Below are 15,024 nucleotides of genomic sequence, written 5' to 3'. Positions count from 1 at the left end.
GCGGTGCAGGCGGCCGAGGCGATGGCGCCGGAGCGGGAGATCAAGGGCAACCGGGCGGTGGTGGAGATCTCGGATACCGGGCCGGGCCTGTCGGAGGAGCAGAAGGAGCGGGTCTTCGAGCGCTTCTACCGGGTGGACGAGGCGCGGACCCGGCGGACGGATCGGGCGGCGGCCGGGACGGGGCTGGGTTTGGCGATCGTGGCGGCGATCGTGCGGGCGCATCAGGGGTCCGTGGAGGTGATCAGCGAGCGGGGCCGCGGAGCGACGTTCCGGGTCGCCCTGCCCACCGTGCCGATCACCCGGGAACTGAGTCCCGGGTGATCGGGCGTACCGAGGTCAGCCGGTCGCGCGCGGCGTGAGCCGGAGGATCGGCAGCTCCCGGTCGGTCTTCTCCTGGTAGGCGGCGAACCGGGCGGCGGACGTGGTGATCTGCTTCCACGCCTCGGCCCGCTCGGCCCCGGCCAGCTGGCTGGCGGTGACCGCGACCCGGCGGCCCTGGACGTCGATGGTGACCTCCGGCTGGGCGGCCAGGTTGTAATACCAGGCCGGGTTGCGGGTCGCGCCGTTGGCCGAGGCCACGATCAGCCAAGTGCCCTCGCCGCCGGGGAACCAGCGGACCGGTGTCTCGCGGACCGCACCGCTCTTGCGGCCGACCGTGGTGAGCACCAGCGTGTCGGACGAGCTGTTCTTCCGGATCCGCTTGACGGTCATCCTGTTGGCCCAGTTCATCAACGCTCCGCGCGGCGAGCGGCCGCCTCGCGTTCCCCCGCGGGTGGTCTCGAAACCCAACGCGATCTCCTCGTTTCTCATCGGCCGACGGCGATTGATCGCCCCGTCGCGATTATTCGCCCGACGGTACGGGAAGCGCTACGCCCAGACCGACCGGTGAACCGAAGTTCGGCGTGCCGTCCGCGTTCCAGGTGAACTTCTGCGCCCGGGTGGCGGCCCGCGCGGCGGCGGGCGGGCCGATGAGGACGAGTGCCGTGGCGCGGACGGCGGACAGGATGGCGCGAGGACTACGCATGGACGAAAACCTTTTCAGTGACGTCGAAGTTCGTCAATATGGCCTGGATGCCGAAACATTTTCGGCCGTCGAGACTTGACAGCGGCGGGGAGAATCACGCCATGATCGAGACGAGGCGGCTGAGCAAGACGTACGGCGCGGTGGCCGCGCTGCGCGACGTCACGTTCGCGGCCGCGCCCGGGCGGGTGACCGGGTTCCTCGGCCTCAACGGCTCCGGCAAGACCACCACGCTGCGCCTGCTGCTCGGGCTCGCCCGGCCGACGTCCGGCGAGGCGCTGATCAACGGCCGGCGCTATCGCGAGCTGCGCCGGCCGTTGCGCGAGGTGGGGGCGGTGCTCGAGCAGGGCGTGGCGCATCCGGGCCTGACCGGGCGCGGGCACCTGCGCACGCAGGCGCCGTTGGCCGGCGCGAACGGCGCGCGGGTCGATCAGGTTCTCGAGTACGTCGGGCTGGGCGACGCCGCGCGGACCCGCACCGGGGAGTACTCGCTCGGCATGCGGCAGCGGCTGGCGGTCGCGACGGCGCTGCTCGGCGAGCCGCCGGTGCTGATCCTGGACGAGCCGGCCAACGGCCTGGACCCGGCCGGCGTGGCCTGGCTGCGTGGGCTGCTGCGCTCGCACGCCGAGGCGGGCGGGACCGTGCTGCTCTCCAGCCACCTGCTCGGCGAGCTGGAGTTGCTGGTCGACGACGTGGTGATCATCGCCGACGGGGAGGTGCGGCTGGCGGCGCCGCTGGCCCAGCTGACCGGTTCGCCCCGGCTACGCGTGCGCGGCGCCGATCTGCGCACGCTTTACGACGCCTTTACCGGATATGGCGGTTATATCGAGACGGATGGGTCAGCCCTGTTCGTCGAGGGGCTCACCGCCGAGCAGGCCGGCGACATCGCGCTCGCCGTCCAGGTGCCGATCTACGAACTGACCGTGGAGACGGTCAGCCTGGAGGCGATCTTCTTCGAGCTGGCGGCGGCCAGATGATCGCCGTGCTACGCAGCGAGCTGAACCGCACGCTGATGATCCGGGCGAGCTGGGTGTCGATCGCCGCGACGATCGCGCTGGGCCTGACCTTCGGGGTGTACAGCGCCGACTTCTGGACGCTGTTCGCCGGGATCGGCGCCTTCGGGCTCGCGGTGCTGACCACGGGGCAGCACTACCAGCACCGGACCGCGATGCTGCTGATGCTCGGCGAGCCGCGCCGCTGGCGGCTGCTGGCCGGCCAGTGCGTGGCGGCCGCGGTGGTCGCCACGGTGACGACGGCGCTGTCCGGGCTGACCGTGGCCGACGAGGCCGCCCAGTGGCGGCTGACCGTGGCGATGACCCCGCTCATCGCGGTCATGGGAGTCGCGGTGGCGACCGTGGTGCGGCGGCCGACGTGGGCGATGGCCGGGACGGTCGGCTGGCTGCTGATCGCGGAGGGATTGCTCGGCAAGCTGCGGGCGCCGCTGCCGTTCTCCGCCTACCTGAACGCGGCGACCGGCGACCCGAAGCAGCTGTTCATCTTCGCCGGCTGGACGGTGGTGGCGCTGGCGGGCGCGGCCGCGATGATCCGCCGGGACATGCTCTCCCACTGAAACGTTCGGTGGTCCTGGAACGCCGCGGTGGCCGCCCGTGCGGGCGGCCACCGCGACGACCTCAGCCGCAGGTCAGCGTGGGGGTGGCCCAGTCGCCGTGGTCCTGGCCGTTGCCGTCGCCGCCGTCGCCGACCACCAGGTCGAGTGCCTGGGCGCCGGTGACGTCCACGTCGATCGGGGTGGCCGCCTGCCCGCCCTTCAGGACCGGCGTGGCGGCCAACTGCTTGCCGTCCGCCAGCACGGTGAAGGTGACCGTCCCGGCGCCCTTCTCCTCGTCGTCGACGCCGGCCGAGGCGGTGAACCGGGTGCACCTGCCGCCCAGGAAGACCTCCACGTCGCTGACCGAGTTGGTGCCCAGGCCCTTGGCGTACACCTGCCCGGCGATGGTGATCGGCTTGCCGTCGCCGGCCGCTTGTTCGCCGTTGCTGGTGTCGCGTTCGACCGGGCCCCATCCGTTGGTGGCGGAGAGGAACGGCAGGCTGCTGACCGCGACGGTGCCGGCGGGCGGTGCCGTGTAGTCGGCGACGATCCGTTCGTCCCGGGCGGTTTCGTGGTGGCCGTCGCGTTTGTAGGCGACGGCCACCGCCAGCGCCGCTGTCGAGGACTGCGCGCCGTCCGGCGGCGTCACCTGCCACGTGACGGTGGCCGATCGGCGGGCCGGCAGGGACTTGACGGTGGCGGGCGTGGGCGGGCCGACCGTCCAGCCGGCCGGGGCGGTCAGCGCCGGCACCAGGTCGGTGATCGCCTTCGTGGTGGTGACCGTCGCGGTCGCGGTGAAGGTCGTCCCGGGCTGGACGGCGGCCGGGGCTTGCAGGCCGACGTGGACCACCGGGGCGGCCGGCATCGCGTACTTGTGCGGGTCGTAGGACGGGCTGCGGACGGGAGCGACCCGCAGGGACGACTGGTAGCTCCCATAGTCGGTCAGCGAGACGGTGCCGAGGCCGCCGGTGCTGCCGTCCAGGTTCCACACCGCGATCGCGATCGAGTTCCGTCCGTCGGTGCGCAGGATCCCGTTCGGGATCGGGAAGCTGTGCTGCGGCCCGAGGTAGTTGACGTAGTTGCCGATCATCCAGCCGTTGACGTACAACTCGGCGCGGTAGCGGTGCGCCGGGTCGTCGGTGATCGTGAGTCCGACCGAGGTGTCCTGGTCCGCCGGCAGGCGCAGGTCGGCGGTGGTGCGGTACCAGGAGACGCCGGGGGTGGTGTCCCTGTTCGGCAGCGTCGTCTTCGACCACGTACGGTCGTCGAAGCCGGGCAGTGACCAGCCGGCACGCTCGCCGTAGAGGCCGCCGGTGGACAGCGGGCCGCGTACCGGGTCGATTTCCTGCTCCCCGCCGCGCACGCCCTGCAGCCGCCAGGTGATCGGGGTCGCCGGCGCCCCGATCAGCGAGGCCCCGGTGAGGCCGCGGGCCGCCTTGTTGCCGTTGGACGAGAAGTAGTCCTCCTCGTGTCCCATGTTCACGGTCAGCACCGAGACGACGTTGTCGCCGCCGGCCCGCAGCGCCCCCGCGGGGAAGGTGAGGTCGCCGCTGCCGGTGGTGGAGCTGCCCACGAAGACACCGTTGAGCCAGACCGAGAACGCCTGGGCGCCGCCACCGGAGTCGGAGATCAGGTGAACGCCGGTGATCCCGGCCGAGGTGGCGAACCGGCCGCGGTACCAGGTGCTACCGGTGTGGAAGCCGTAGTCGTCGGCGTACAGGATCGGCAGGGTGCCCGGCCCGGTGGAGCTGAACGTGCTGGTGTGATCCGCCACCGGCCAGCTGGTGTCGTCGAAGCCGGGCTGGGCCTCCGGCGACTCGGCCTGGTGCTTCCACTGGGTCAGGGCCGGCAGGTCGACCGTCGCGGCGGTCCGGATGGCGCCGGTCACGCTGCCCGGCCCGCTGGGGCGCAGCGACACCGGCCGGCCGTTCCAGGTCACCGCCGCCGCCGAGGTGAAGACCTCGATGGCCGGGTCGGTGCCGTTGTCGCCGGTCAGGGCGAGCGCCCGGCCGCCGGCCCGGCTGGCGGCGGTCCGCACCAGATGGCTGCCGCGGACCAGGACCGGCCCGGCGGCGGTGTCCTGCTGCCAGAACGTCTCGGCGGTGGCCTTGTCGGCCAGCAGGAGCAGCAGCGGCCGCCCGCCCTGCGGCGTGACCAGCACCCGGGCCAGGCCGCCGTGCGTGTAGTTGAGCCGCAGGTCGCCGGTGGTCGTGTCCCAGGTCTGCTCGACGGTTCCGCCGGTCACCTGGACTTTGGGCTGCGTCGGGAAGCGGAGCACGGTCTCGCCGTCGGTTCCCGGGTCGCCGTAGAGGACGGCCACGTCGCGCGAGCCGATCCGGGCGTGGGTGAGCAGTTCCGAGGTGGAGTACTGCAGTTGGGTGTCGCCCAGCTTGGCGTCGGCCACGATGATGTCCGACTCGCGGCCGTTCAGGGTGATCGCGGTGCCCGCCTTCTGCGGCACCGTCGGGTAGACCGCCTCGGTGGTGGTCACGGCCGGCGGCAGGTCGATCGCGTCGATCGAGACGAAGTTGTCGGTCGAGCCACCGCCGTGCGTGCCGTCCACCACGATCTTCAGGGTGTGCGCCCCGGCGGCCAGTCCGGTCGCCTGGAACAGCACGGCCTGGGCGGCGTTGCCCGAGCAGTCGACGGTCGCCTGCTTCACCCCGTCGAGGTAGACGTCGGCGTTGCCGTGGTTGTTGGTCCTGGAGCCGATCCAGCGGATCGCGGTGCCGGTGAAGTCGACACCGAGCGTGTCGCCGGCGGTGCGGGAGAACGACTCCGAGTTCTTGTAGTCGGTGCCGGTGTAGCTCTGGTTCGACACGTGCGACCAGGTCCCGGTGTACTGCAGCGCCGGGTCGGCATCGTCGTAGGTGTAGGACGTGCTGGCCCGGGCGTTGAAGTCGATCGAGATGTGGGTGCGGCCGAGCGCGGTCGAGGTCGAGTCGTTGTGCCGCAGCACATGGAACTGGGCGCCGGTGTCCGGGTTGCGCCGGGCGGTGTCGGCGATCGCCTGGTCGTCCGGCGCGGTCACCGGGATCCGGTCGGTCTTGGTGAGATCGGGCATCGACTGGGTCAGGTAGCCGATCAGCTTGTCCTGGTAGTACTTCGGATCCAGCTGCCGGGTCTCCCGGACAGCCGCGCCGTAGTCGTACGAGGTGTAGTTCTCCGGCATGCCCAGCCAGCCCCAGTTGGTGCCGCCGTAGGTCATGTAGAAGCTCTGCGCGGTCGCCCCGACCGCGATGTTGTTCTTGTAGAAGACGTTCGCGAACTGGTCGTTGATCAGCTGCGCGCACTTGTCGTACCCGGGGCCGCCCCACGGGTCGAAGGCGCCGCCCTGGAACTCCGGGGTGTAGAGCGGCCGACCGGCCGGGTGGTCGTAGCTGATGTCCGGGACGCCGCTCCACCTGGCCGGGTTCGAGCAATCAAACCCTTGCGGGTACGAGTCCGGGCCGTCGACGTCGAGAGCGCCCACCCCGGAGTTGAACGTCCCGTTGTTGTTGCCGGTGAGCGGCACGGTGATGCCGTCCGCCCGGGCCTTGTCCTCCAGGTGCTGCATGTACTGCCGGCTGGCCGCGTTGCCGTTGTAGTACTCGTTCTCGACCTGGTAGGCGATGACCGTTCCGGTGCCGTTGGTCAGCTGATGGCGGGCCAGGATCTTGTCGATCCGGCCGAGCCACTCATCGGCGTACGCCAGGAACTTGGGGTCATTCGTGCGATTCTGTTCGTCCTTGGTGGTCAGCCAGGTCGGCAGGCCGCCGCCGTCCACCTCGGCGTTGATGTACGGCGCCGGCCGCGCGATCACGTAGAGGCCGGCCTGCTGCGCCAGGTCGAGCAGCCGGTCGACGTCGCGTACGCCGGTGAAGTCGTAGACGCCGGGTGCGGGGGAGTGGTAGCCCCAGTCGAAGTAGAGCGAGGTGGCGTTGAAGCCGGCCGCCTTCATCTTCTGGAAGATGTCCAGCCAGAGGCTGGGGCTGGGCAGCCGGAAATAGTGGAATTCGCCGGACCACAGGTAGGTCCGCTGCCCGTCGACCAGGAACGAGTAGCCGTCGAACGTCACGGTGTGCGCCGGCGGACCCGCCGCCCGCGCCGCGGCCGCCGGAGGCGACGCGGCGACGGCCGGGGCCGGCGCCATCACGGCGACAAGGGCCGCACCTACCAGTGCCCGCATCCATCGTTTGACGAAACCTGGTCGTCTCAACGCCGCCTCCATCCACCGTGTGCGACCGCACACATATCGACAGAGCCGAACGATATCTTTCGAGATCAATGCTGTACAGGATTTCCGGACTGTTGCCGGCCGATGTCGCCGGACCGTCCAATCCCGACAGCCGGCGCTTCCCGCCGTCAGGGTCGACGCGCGGCCAACACCGCTCGTACCACCTTCACGAACTGCTGGGGACTCACCGAGTCGATCGTGGCCGGCGGCTGCACGCCCTGGGAACGGGCGAGAACGATGTCGTCGGGCACCGCCCGTAGGTGCACGATCACCAGCCCGGGCGGCACGCACAGAAGGTGCTGGCCGAAGTTGCCGATCGCCCGAAGGAACCGCGCCCCAACAGCCGCGGCAGCCACCAGCAGTAGCCGTAGTCGAGCTGAACTCCGTCGCCGCGATCGACCTGGACCGACGTGCTCTCGGCCACCCACGACGCCGGCACCACCTGCCGGCCGCCCCACTGCCCGTTCCGCAGCATCATCGCGCCGACCCGCGCGAGGTCGCGGGCGGAGAGGAAGAAGTGGTGCGCGAGGTGCTCGGACACGTCGGGCCGGCCGAGCAGTCGCTGGCGGCCCGGATCGAAGTCGTCGAAGCCGAGCGGTGCGGCCAGGTCCTCGGCCAGCGCGGCGAAGACGGACCGCCCGGTGCACCGCTGGAAGATCGTGCCGCGGGCATTGAAGTCCCAGTTGATGTAGTGGAGAAGCGCGCCCGGCGGCTGTGAGCCGCGCGCCGGCGCATCCTCCTCGGGGCCGGCCACGGTTGCCGGCGGGTGATAGACGCCGGAGCTCGACGTCAGCAGGTCGCGCACCGTCGCGCGATGTTCCGGCGGCAGCAGCCCGCCGATGTCATCGATGCCGGATTCGCCGAGGGTCGCGCCGAGCCGGATGGTTCCGTCGGCGACCGCCGATCCGTAGAGGACGGACAGGACGCTCTTGCGCGCGGAGGCCAGCCAGCCCGGGGCGGTCGTCGCGCCGTGGTCGAACACGACCTGGCCCCGGTCGAGCACGAGGAAGGCCGTGGTCGGCAGGGCTTCCAGCGCGTCGGTGACCTGCTGAAAGGCGATCATGGCGGGTCCCGGCCGGGCGGCCGGCCAGCCGGAGCGCCTGAGCGAGCGCGGCCGGCCTGGTGACGCCATGTGTCGTGAGTACCCGGCCGGCACGGCTGCCGGGCGTACGGAGGAGCGCGATGAACAGGTGCGCCGCCGCGACGCTGTGCCCGCTTGCCTCGGCGGCCGCACCGTCGATCGGCCGGCGGACCTCCGGGCCGACCGGCGGTCGCGCGTCGCCGGCCGCCGCGTCCGGCCGATCGTCGTCGGGCTCCGGCTCGAAGGCGGCGCGAACGGCCGACGGATCGGCGCCGAGCGCGCGGATGACGGCGCCGGCCAACCCGGCCGGGTCGTCGAGGACCGCAACCAGGAGATCACCACTGTCGACCGCGTCGTGGCCGAGCCGGCTCGCGCGCATCTCGGCGTCGCGCAGGCAGCCGAGCGCACCTTCGTCGAACGGCTGCAGGACGCCGGCGCGGATCAGATCATCGACGGTCAGCTGCGCGATCAACGGTGCATATCGCCGCTGCGCACCCTGCCGGGTCAGACCGCGTGGCGCCCCGATGTCGGCCCACGAATATCCCTCGGCGCGGGCCAGTTCCACGAAGAAGCCGACCAGGCTGTCGCCGAGCACGTCGAGCTCACCGGCGATCCGCTCGGCGACGCCGACCTGCCGGCTCTGCGGTCCCTACGATCCGATGCTCGCCGACCCTGAGACCGCCGAGGTGCCAGGGTCGTCGCGGAAGGTCAGCCCGGCCGCGTCCAGCGCCGCGCGCAGATGGCGTATGGCGTAGGGGCCGACCCCGTGCAGTGCCTGCACCTCGCCGGCGGTGAGTCTGGCCACCTGCTCGAGCCGGACCACGCCGCGCGCGGTGAGCGCACGGGTGGCGGCGGCGCCGAGGTGTGGCAGCGGGGTGCCGGGCTCCGGTGCGGGCCGGTCCCGGGCGATCCGGGGATGACCCTCGTGGTCCAGTACGGCGGCGCCGCGCGGTGCGAGTCGGTAGCCGATGTCCAGCGACTCGGTCAGGCCGCGCTCCTTCAGCTTGCGCACGTTCTGTTTGAACGAGGGGGTGTCGCGGCCCATCCGCCGGGCGAGGTCGGGTGCCCGGGTGGCCGGCAGTTCGTCGATCAGCAGCAGCGTCGCCCGGGTCCACGGCCCGGCCGGCGAGGCCCGGTCGAGCCGGTCGAGCCACGCGCCGATCGCGTCGATCTCCGCGGCGTCGGGCACCGCCTCCCGCAGCGCCTGCCGCGGGTCGACGCCGGCGTACCGCAGCCCGATCCGGTAGACCGGCCGGTCGGGGTGCAGGCGGTCCAGCCCCTGCCGGAGCGCCGCCAGCGAGGCCGCGCCTGCCCGGCGGGCGTCCGCGGCGGTCAGCGAATTGACCGGCACGCGGTCGACGGACGTCACCTCGACCAGTCCGACCGCGGTGCGCATCCGGGTGCCGACCTTGATCCGGGGCCGCTCCCACCGGCGGAACGCCACGTCGACATCGCCGGCCCGGATCGCCGCCAGTTCCGCTGGACGCATCTGCATGCCATCCAGTTCAACACACATCGCGATCATCGACGGGCACGTCTCAACCGGCTCTGGCCAGCAGCACTGCATCGCACGCACCAGCGTCGGCGGCGAGCGGGATCTTCATCGCTCGAGGCGGCCGACCTCCTTGCCCTGCGCGTCGATGAGCACCAGCGTCGTGCCGTCGAACCCGGCTCCGCGGGCAAGGCCGAACCGCGGCGCCTTGTCCTGGCCGGCGCAGCCGACCGCGGTGGAGCCGCCCCCGATCGTCAGCACCGCGCCCGGCTCGTCGACTATCCACCGGCCCTCTTGGCCGTTGCAGCCGTCCGATGCTTCCCAGCTGCGATCGGCCTTTATCGTCACGTACTGCCTCGGGTTGGCGCCGGCGACCGCCGGCCGCCACGTGCCGACGAGCTCACCGGCGGTGGCCGGGCGCAACTTCGCCGGTAGCGCGGGTGCCGGAGCGAGCTGACGCCGCAACGCGTCGTCCAGCACCGGCCTGGCGTACAGTTCCGGCACGACGACGTGGCGTGCGCTGGGCTCGCCCGAGGGAGTCAGCCGGGCGACGATGCCGCCCTGGTCGTCGAGCAGCAACCGGTTCGCGCCGTCCACCCGGTACGCGACGGCCCGCAGCAACCAGTCCGCCGGCGCCGGCGTCGGGAACTCCGGCTTCGGAGGGGCCGTCACCTTGGGGCCGCCGCACTCGTACGAGTAGCCGTTCGTCTCGCCGAGGAACCCACCCGCGGCGTCGGCCGCCCACTCGCCGAACAGGTCGTCGCAGCGCCGCCAGATCGACAGATCCTGGCCGAGCCGCAGGATCGCGCCGGCCTCCTCGCCCCGCGCCTGCACCCGCCACAGGCCGACCAGATCGCTGGGCCGTTGATGGCCCAGCCTGGTGACCGGTGCCGAGCCCGACGGGCCCGGCGCGTCAGACCGCGGAGCGGCACACGCCGCCAGCGCCAGCACACCGATCATCGCCACCGCACCACGCCACCGCACCACCGAAGCACCCCCGCTCGTCGTCTTCCGACGGCTTCGACGCCGGCGGCCCGCCGCCGGTTCCCCTTGTCGCCCGGTTGTACCGTCGCCCGGTGTATCGATCAATTGCCGCACTCACCCTCGTCGGTCTCCTCACCCTCGCCGGCTGTTCGAGCACCACGCCGGTGCCGGCCCCGGCCACCAGCTCGGCCGGGCCGACCATCGACCTGTCCGCTCATCCGGTGGCCCTCCCCGGACTGCCCAAAAAGGGCGATCGGATCCACCTCTCCTGTACTGCCAAGGACTTCTGCGCCGCCGTCGACGAGACCGGCATGACGTGGACCTGGAGCGGCACCGCGTGGACCGGCCCCACGCGATTCGCGCCCCAGGGTGACTTCGAGGCGCACATCGCCTGTTCCTCGAAGACCTTCTGCATGGCCTCCGACGACAAGCAGGCGTACGTCTTCGACGGGCACGGCTGGACGGCGACCCCGCACGTCGCCTGGCCGCTCGGCATCAAGACGCTCGCCTGTGCCGGCCCGAAGTACTGCGTGGCCGGGCCGGCTTCGGCGAAGGCGACGGACCTGCGCGCCTGGCACGGCACCGGCTGGACCGCCGGCCCGGACGTGGACCTCGGCGACAGCGTGGTCGCCCTCTCGTGCGTGCCGGACGGCGGCACCTGCGGCGCGGGCGCCAAGTCCATCTTCACCCGGCAGGGCGGCAAGTGGTCCCCGCCGGTCACCCCGGACGGTCAGCTGGTCGACCTGAGCTGCACCGCCGGGCCGTTCTGCATGGCGGCCGAACACGACCACTACGGCATCTGGACCGGCGGCGCCTGGACCCACGGCACGTTCAAGTACGGCATCCTGCTCAACGGCGTGGCCTGCTCGTCGGCGAAGTTCTGCCTGGGCTTCGACAAGACGTCGACCGAGGTCTGGAACGGGACCTCGTGGGCACCGGGCGACGATCTGCCGTCGCCGGCGACGATCGACGACATCCTGGACCTGGCCGGGGCGTACGCCTCCTGCCCGGTCGACGGGTGGTGCATGGCCACGATGCCGGGACCGACCATGTTGATCTACTCCACGCAACCGTGAGAAAAAGCGGATGATGGCCCCATGCGGCTGGTGGTGGCGGAGCGGCAGACGCTGACCTTCCCGGACGGCTCGCCGGTGCGAGCCGCCTCGGCGATCGTCTCGTTCGGCGGCGGCTGGCTCGTCGTGCAGGACGACTCCACCCACGCGGCCTGGCTGCATGCCGGCACGATCGATCCGGTACGAGTGGTCGAACCGGTCGACGGCCTCGAGGTGTTCAGCGAGGTAGCCGGCACCAAACACCTCAAGCCGGATTTCGAGGCGGCCTGCGCCGTACCGGTCGACGGGGCCGAGGCCGCGCTGCTGCTCGGCTCGGGCTCGTCCCCGGCGCGGATGCGGTCGTCGCTGCTACGGCTGGACGTGGCGGGCGCGCCGTATTTCGAGGTCTCGGATCTTTCCGAGGTCTATCGGGCGGTCGCCGCGGCGATGGGCCTGGCCGAGGAGCAGCTCAACCTGGAGGGCGCCTGCGTCCTCGGCGACACGCTGCGCTGGTTCCAGCGGGCCAACGTGGCGGTGGGCGCGCCGAGTGTCTGCGCCGACGTTGCCCTGACCGCGCTGCTGGCGGGGACTGCCGCGATCGGGCCGGTGCGGCACTACGACCTGGGCCGGGTTCGCGGCGTCGCGCTGGCGATCACCGACGCGGTCCCGGTGGGGGACGGGCTGGTGCTGGTCAGCGCCGTCGCCGAGGACACACCGAACGCGATCGACGACGGGCCGGTGGTGGCCGCGGCGCTCGCGCTGCTCGACGATTTCGGCGTACGGGCGGTGGCCGAGCTGCCCGGCGCGCCCAAGGTGGAAGGGCTCGCCGTGCTGGAACCGGCCGGGGACGGGGTCCGGGTCGTCGCGGTGGTCGACGCCGACGACCCGGCCGCCCCCTCGGTGCAGCTCAAGATACGAGTCAGTTGGTGAGCGCGAAACCGCCGGTCCAGGAGATCTTCTCGCCGGCCGCGAGGGTCATCTGCAGGAAGGCGAGGGCCTCGAGCTCGCGGGCCCGCTTGAGCGACCCGGCGTCGACCGCCTTGAGGCCGGCCGCGGCGACCACGCCGGCCAGCAGGGCCTTGGCGTCCGGGTCGTCGCCGGCGATCAGCACGGTGGTGGTGTTCTCGCCGATGCTGCCGGAGGCCAGGGTGGCGCCGAAGTTGGTGTTGAAGGCCTTGACCACGCGCGCGGTGGGCACCGCCGCGGCGACCTCGGCGGCGGCCGAGCTGTCGGCCGGGACGGTCAGGCCGTCGAAGGTGGCGAAGTCGACCGGGTTGGTCAGGTCGACGACGACCTTGCCGGCCAGCTGGCCGGCGCGCTCGCCGAGCACGGTGGCGAGCGCCGGGTACGGCACCGCGAGCACCACGATCTCGCCGGTGGCCGGCTGCGCCGCGGTCGAGGTGTTGAGCAGCTCGACGGTGTGGCCGCCCTTGGCCGCGATGCCGGCGATCGCCTGACCCATGGTGCCGGTGCCGATGATGCTGATGTGCGCCATGATGACCTCCAGTTGGTTGTAGCAACAACTATCGCATCGCGCGAGGGGTTGTAGCAACAACCAATGCGCCTGTCAGAATGTGATCGTGGATACGCGATGGCTCGACACGGGGGAGATGGCGGCCTGGGTGCGACTGGCCGCCGTCCTGGAGCTGCTGCCCGCGGCGCTGGACGCCCAGTTGCGGCGGGACGCCCAGCTCACGCACTTCGATTACTACGTGCTCGCGATGCTCTCCGAGGCGCCCGGCCGCACCCTGCGGATGACCGCCCTGGCCGAGCGGACCACCGCCACCCTGGCCCGGCTCTCGCACGTGGTGCAGCGGCTCGAGTCGCGCGGCCTGATCGAACGCTTCCCCTGCCCGGAGGATCGGCGCGCGACGAACGCCCGGCTGACCGCGGCCGGCTGGGCCAAGGTGGAGGAGAGCGCGCCGGGGCACGTCGCCACCGTCCGGGAATACGTGATCGACGCGCTCACCCCGGAGCAGGTGGCGCAGCTCGGCCGGATCGCCGACGCCGTGCTGCACCGGCTCGACCCGGACGGCGCTCGCTCGGCGATCTACGAGAGGTATGACCGATGACGACCGGACAGTGGTGGCGGGACGCCGTGATCTACCAGGTCTACCCGCGCAGCTTCGCCGACTCGGACGGCGACGGCGTGGGCGACCTGCCCGGCGTGCTGTCCCGCCTGCCGTACCTCAAGGATCTCGGGGTCGATGCGATCTGGCTGAACCCGTTCTACCCCTCGCCGCAGGCCGACGCCGGCTACGACGTGGCCGACCACCGCGACGTCGACCCGCTCTTCGGCACCCTCGCCGACGCCGACGCGCTGCTCGCCCGCGCGCACGAACTGGGCCTGCGCGTGGTGGTCGACCTGGTGCCCAACCACACCTCGTCGGCGCACCCGTGGTTCCGGGCGGCTCTGGCCGGCGACAAGGCGGCGCGGGCCCGCTACCTCTTCCGCGACCAGCCCAACGGCTGGCAGTCGGTCTTCGGCGGCTCCGCGTGGACCCAGGTCGCCGACGGCCAGTGGTACCTGCATCTCTTCGACGCCGAGCAGCCCGATCTCGACTGGACCAATCCCGAGGTGGTCGCCGAGTTCGAGAGCATCCTGCGGTTCTGGCTGGACCGGGGCGTGGACGGCTTCCGCATCGACGTGGCGCACGGCCTGCGCAAGGACCCGGCGCTGCGCGAGCTGCCGGACGACCTCGACCCCGAGCTGCCGGTGCACGTGGCGCAGCCCGGCCACCCGTTCTGGGACCAGGACGAGGTGCACGAGATCTGGCGCGGCTGGCGGCGGGTCGTCGACGAGTACGCGGGCGACCGGGTCACCGTGGCCGAGGCGTGGGTCTACGACTTCGACCGGCTCCGGCTGTACCTGCGGCCCGATGAGCTGCACACGGCGTTCAACTTCGCCTTCCTGGTCGCCCCGTGGGACGCGGCCGCGTTCCGGAAGGCGATCGACGACACCCTCGCGGGCCTGTCCGCGGTCGGCGCGCCGGCGACCTGGGTGCTGTCCAACCACGACGTGGTCCGGCACGCGAGCCGTTACGGCGGGGGAGCGGTTGGCCGGCGGCGGGCCCGGGCGGCGGCGCTGCTGATGCTCGCCCTGCCCGGCGGCGCCTACCTCTACCAGGGCGAGGAGCTCGGTCTGGAAGAGGTCTTCGATATTCCGGACGAAAAACGACAAGACCCCAACTTCTTGCGTACGGGTGGGGCCGAGCGCGGCCGCGACGGCTGCCGCGTGCCGATCCCGTGGTCCGGCCAGTCCCCGCCGTTCGGCTTCAGCCCGCCCGGCGCGGCCCAGCCCCCGTGGCTGCCGCAGCCGGCCTCGTGGGCGAATCGGACGGTCGAGGCCGAGCAGCACGAGCCGGGTTCGATGCTGTGGCTGTACCGGGCGGCGCTGGCGCTGCGGCGGGAGCACCTGGGGGACGGCGGGCTGGAGTGGCTCGACGGCGGGGACCCGGCGGTGCTCTGCTTCCGGCGTACGCCGGGAAATGTGGTTTGTGTCGTCAACACCGGCCCCGACCCGGCGGCGGTCCCCGACGGCCTCACCCGGCTGTTGTCGAGCGCCCCGCTGACCCCGGAGGGCCGGCTTCCGGGCGAGGCCGCGGCCTGGTTCCAGGAATAATGCACAG

15 protein-coding genes and 1 pseudogene are annotated in these 15,024 nt (G+C 72.0%); 7 read left to right on the top strand and 9 right to left on the bottom strand.

The window, feature by feature from the left end; genetic code table 11:
• Positions 1 to 321 (top strand): sensor histidine kinase (locus IH26_RS0121670; RefSeq protein ID WP_169789792.1); only part of this gene is annotated, 321 nt, incomplete at its 5' end.
• A gap of 15 nt (positions 322 to 336) precedes the next feature.
• Here the strand turns inward: IH26_RS0121670 and IH26_RS0121665 are convergent.
• On the bottom strand, positions 337 to 810 hold the full coding sequence (locus tag IH26_RS0121665; protein ID WP_245665356.1) for a nitroreductase family deazaflavin-dependent oxidoreductase: 474 nt from the start codon (positions 808 to 810) through the stop codon (positions 337 to 339).
• Positions 811 to 841: 31 nt separating this feature from the next.
• On the bottom strand, positions 842 to 1,024 hold the full coding sequence (locus IH26_RS0121660) for a hypothetical protein (protein WP_030438051.1): 183 nt from the start codon (positions 1,022 to 1,024) through the stop codon (positions 842 to 844).
• Between the two features lie 101 nt (positions 1,025 to 1,125).
• Here IH26_RS0121660 and IH26_RS0121655 point away from each other — a divergent pair, with 101 nt between their 5' ends.
• Both IH26_RS0121655 and IH26_RS0121650 read left to right on the top strand, forming a co-directional pair.
• A complete protein-coding gene (locus tag IH26_RS0121655; RefSeq protein WP_030438050.1) occupies positions 1,126 to 1,998 on the top strand; it encodes an ATP-binding cassette domain-containing protein in 873 nt (290 codons plus the stop codon).
• Positions 1,995 to 2,591 (top strand): hypothetical protein, encoded by a 597-nt coding sequence (locus tag IH26_RS0121650; RefSeq protein ID WP_030438049.1) that lies wholly within the window; start codon positions 1,995 to 1,997, stop codon positions 2,589 to 2,591. Before IH26_RS0121655 ends, IH26_RS0121650 begins: the two co-directional genes overlap by 4 nt.
• A 61-nt stretch (positions 2,592 to 2,652) precedes the next feature.
• On the opposite strand, the gene IH26_RS0121645 is transcribed toward IH26_RS0121650, so the two are convergent.
• From IH26_RS0121645 to IH26_RS0121625, 6 genes and pseudogenes are all read right to left on the bottom strand, one after another.
• Positions 2,653 to 6,738 carry a beta-galactosidase gene (locus tag IH26_RS0121645; RefSeq protein ID WP_169789791.1) on the bottom strand — a complete coding sequence of 1,362 codons (4,086 nt, stop codon included), beginning with the start codon at positions 6,736 to 6,738 and terminating at the stop codon, positions 2,653 to 2,655.
• A 176-nt stretch (positions 6,739 to 6,914) separates the two neighbouring features.
• Positions 6,915 to 7,073, bottom strand: a complete 159-nt coding sequence (locus tag IH26_RS59920; protein WP_157437307.1) for a hypothetical protein — start codon at positions 7,071 to 7,073, stop codon at positions 6,915 to 6,917.
• A complete protein-coding gene (locus IH26_RS63000; protein WP_051808372.1) occupies positions 7,055 to 7,849 on the bottom strand; it encodes a serine hydrolase domain-containing protein in 795 nt (264 codons plus the stop codon). The genes IH26_RS59920 and IH26_RS63000 overlap by 19 nt, the downstream gene beginning before the upstream one ends.
• Before the next feature lie 130 nt (positions 7,850 to 7,979).
• A pseudogene (locus IH26_RS64545) lies at positions 7,980 to 8,246 on the bottom strand (Clp protease N-terminal domain-containing protein); the annotation flags it as partial.
• A gap of 270 nt (positions 8,247 to 8,516) precedes the next feature.
• Positions 8,517 to 9,362, bottom strand: coding sequence for a hypothetical protein (locus IH26_RS53785; protein ID WP_051808371.1), 846 nt, complete (start codon positions 9,360 to 9,362; stop codon positions 8,517 to 8,519).
• Between the two features lie 105 nt (positions 9,363 to 9,467).
• Positions 9,468 to 10,346, bottom strand: a complete 879-nt coding sequence (locus IH26_RS0121625; protein WP_157437305.1) for a hypothetical protein — start codon at positions 10,344 to 10,346, stop codon at positions 9,468 to 9,470.
• A gap of 89 nt (positions 10,347 to 10,435) precedes the next feature.
• Between IH26_RS0121625 and IH26_RS0121620 the strand changes: the two genes are divergently transcribed.
• Both IH26_RS0121620 and IH26_RS0121615 read left to right on the top strand, forming a co-directional pair.
• Entirely contained in the window at positions 10,436 to 11,419 is a 984-nt protein-coding gene (locus tag IH26_RS0121620) for a hypothetical protein (protein ID WP_030438044.1), read from the top strand.
• A gap of 21 nt (positions 11,420 to 11,440) precedes the next feature.
• Positions 11,441 to 12,325, top strand: a complete 885-nt coding sequence (locus IH26_RS0121615) for a DUF6910 family protein (protein WP_030438043.1) — start codon at positions 11,441 to 11,443, stop codon at positions 12,323 to 12,325.
• On the opposite strand, the gene IH26_RS0121610 is transcribed toward IH26_RS0121615, so the two are convergent.
• Positions 12,315 to 12,890: an NADPH-dependent F420 reductase gene (locus IH26_RS0121610; RefSeq protein ID WP_030438042.1), complete on the bottom strand. Its 576-nt coding sequence runs from the start codon at positions 12,888 to 12,890 to the stop codon at positions 12,315 to 12,317. The genes IH26_RS0121615 and IH26_RS0121610 overlap by 11 nt on opposite strands.
• Positions 12,891 to 12,975: 85 nt before the next feature.
• Between IH26_RS0121610 and IH26_RS0121605 the strand changes: the two genes are divergently transcribed.
• The gene (locus IH26_RS0121605) at positions 12,976 to 13,467 is read left to right on the top strand and encodes a MarR family transcriptional regulator (protein WP_030438041.1); all 492 of its coding nucleotides are present in this window, start codon (positions 12,976 to 12,978) and stop codon (positions 13,465 to 13,467) included.
• Positions 13,464 to 15,017 carry a glycoside hydrolase family 13 protein gene (locus tag IH26_RS0121600; RefSeq protein ID WP_030438040.1) on the top strand — a complete coding sequence of 518 codons (1,554 nt, stop codon included), beginning with the start codon at positions 13,464 to 13,466 and terminating at the stop codon, positions 15,015 to 15,017. Before IH26_RS0121605 ends, IH26_RS0121600 begins: the two co-directional genes overlap by 4 nt.
• Positions 15,018 to 15,024: the final 7 nt, after the last annotated feature.

The organism is Actinoplanes subtropicus, assembly GCF_000721705.1.
In the GTDB taxonomy this organism is placed as follows: Bacteria; Actinomycetota; Actinomycetes; order Mycobacteriales; family Micromonosporaceae; genus Actinoplanes; species Actinoplanes subtropicus.
This window is presented reverse-complemented; position numbering and strand designations above follow the sequence as displayed.

Coding starts and splice junctions, on each gene's coding strand:
- IH26_RS0121665 (WP_245665356.1), bottom strand. CDS start 810: ATGAGAAACGAGGAGATCGCGTTGGGTTTCGAGACCACCCGCGGGGGA.
- IH26_RS0121660 (WP_030438051.1), bottom strand. CDS start 1,024: ATGCGTAGTCCTCGCGCCATCCTGTCCGCCGTCCGCGCCACGGCACTC.
- IH26_RS0121655 (WP_030438050.1), top strand. CDS start 1,126: ATGATCGAGACGAGGCGGCTGAGCAAGACGTACGGCGCGGTGGCCGCG.
- IH26_RS0121650 (WP_030438049.1), top strand. CDS start 1,995: ATGATCGCCGTGCTACGCAGCGAGCTGAACCGCACGCTGATGATCCGG.
- IH26_RS0121645 (WP_169789791.1), bottom strand. CDS start 6,738: ATGCGGGCACTGGTAGGTGCGGCCCTTGTCGCCGTGATGGCGCCGGCC.
- IH26_RS63000 (WP_051808372.1), bottom strand. CDS start 7,849: ATGATCGCCTTTCAGCAGGTCACCGACGCGCTGGAAGCCCTGCCGACC.
- IH26_RS53785 (WP_051808371.1), bottom strand. CDS start 9,362: ATGCAGATGCGTCCAGCGGAACTGGCGGCGATCCGGGCCGGCGATGTC.
- IH26_RS0121615 (WP_030438043.1), top strand. CDS start 11,441: ATGCGGCTGGTGGTGGCGGAGCGGCAGACGCTGACCTTCCCGGACGGC.
- IH26_RS0121610 (WP_030438042.1), bottom strand. CDS start 12,890: ATGGCGCACATCAGCATCATCGGCACCGGCACCATGGGTCAGGCGATC.
- IH26_RS0121600 (WP_030438040.1), top strand. CDS start 13,464: ATGACGACCGGACAGTGGTGGCGGGACGCCGTGATCTACCAGGTCTAC.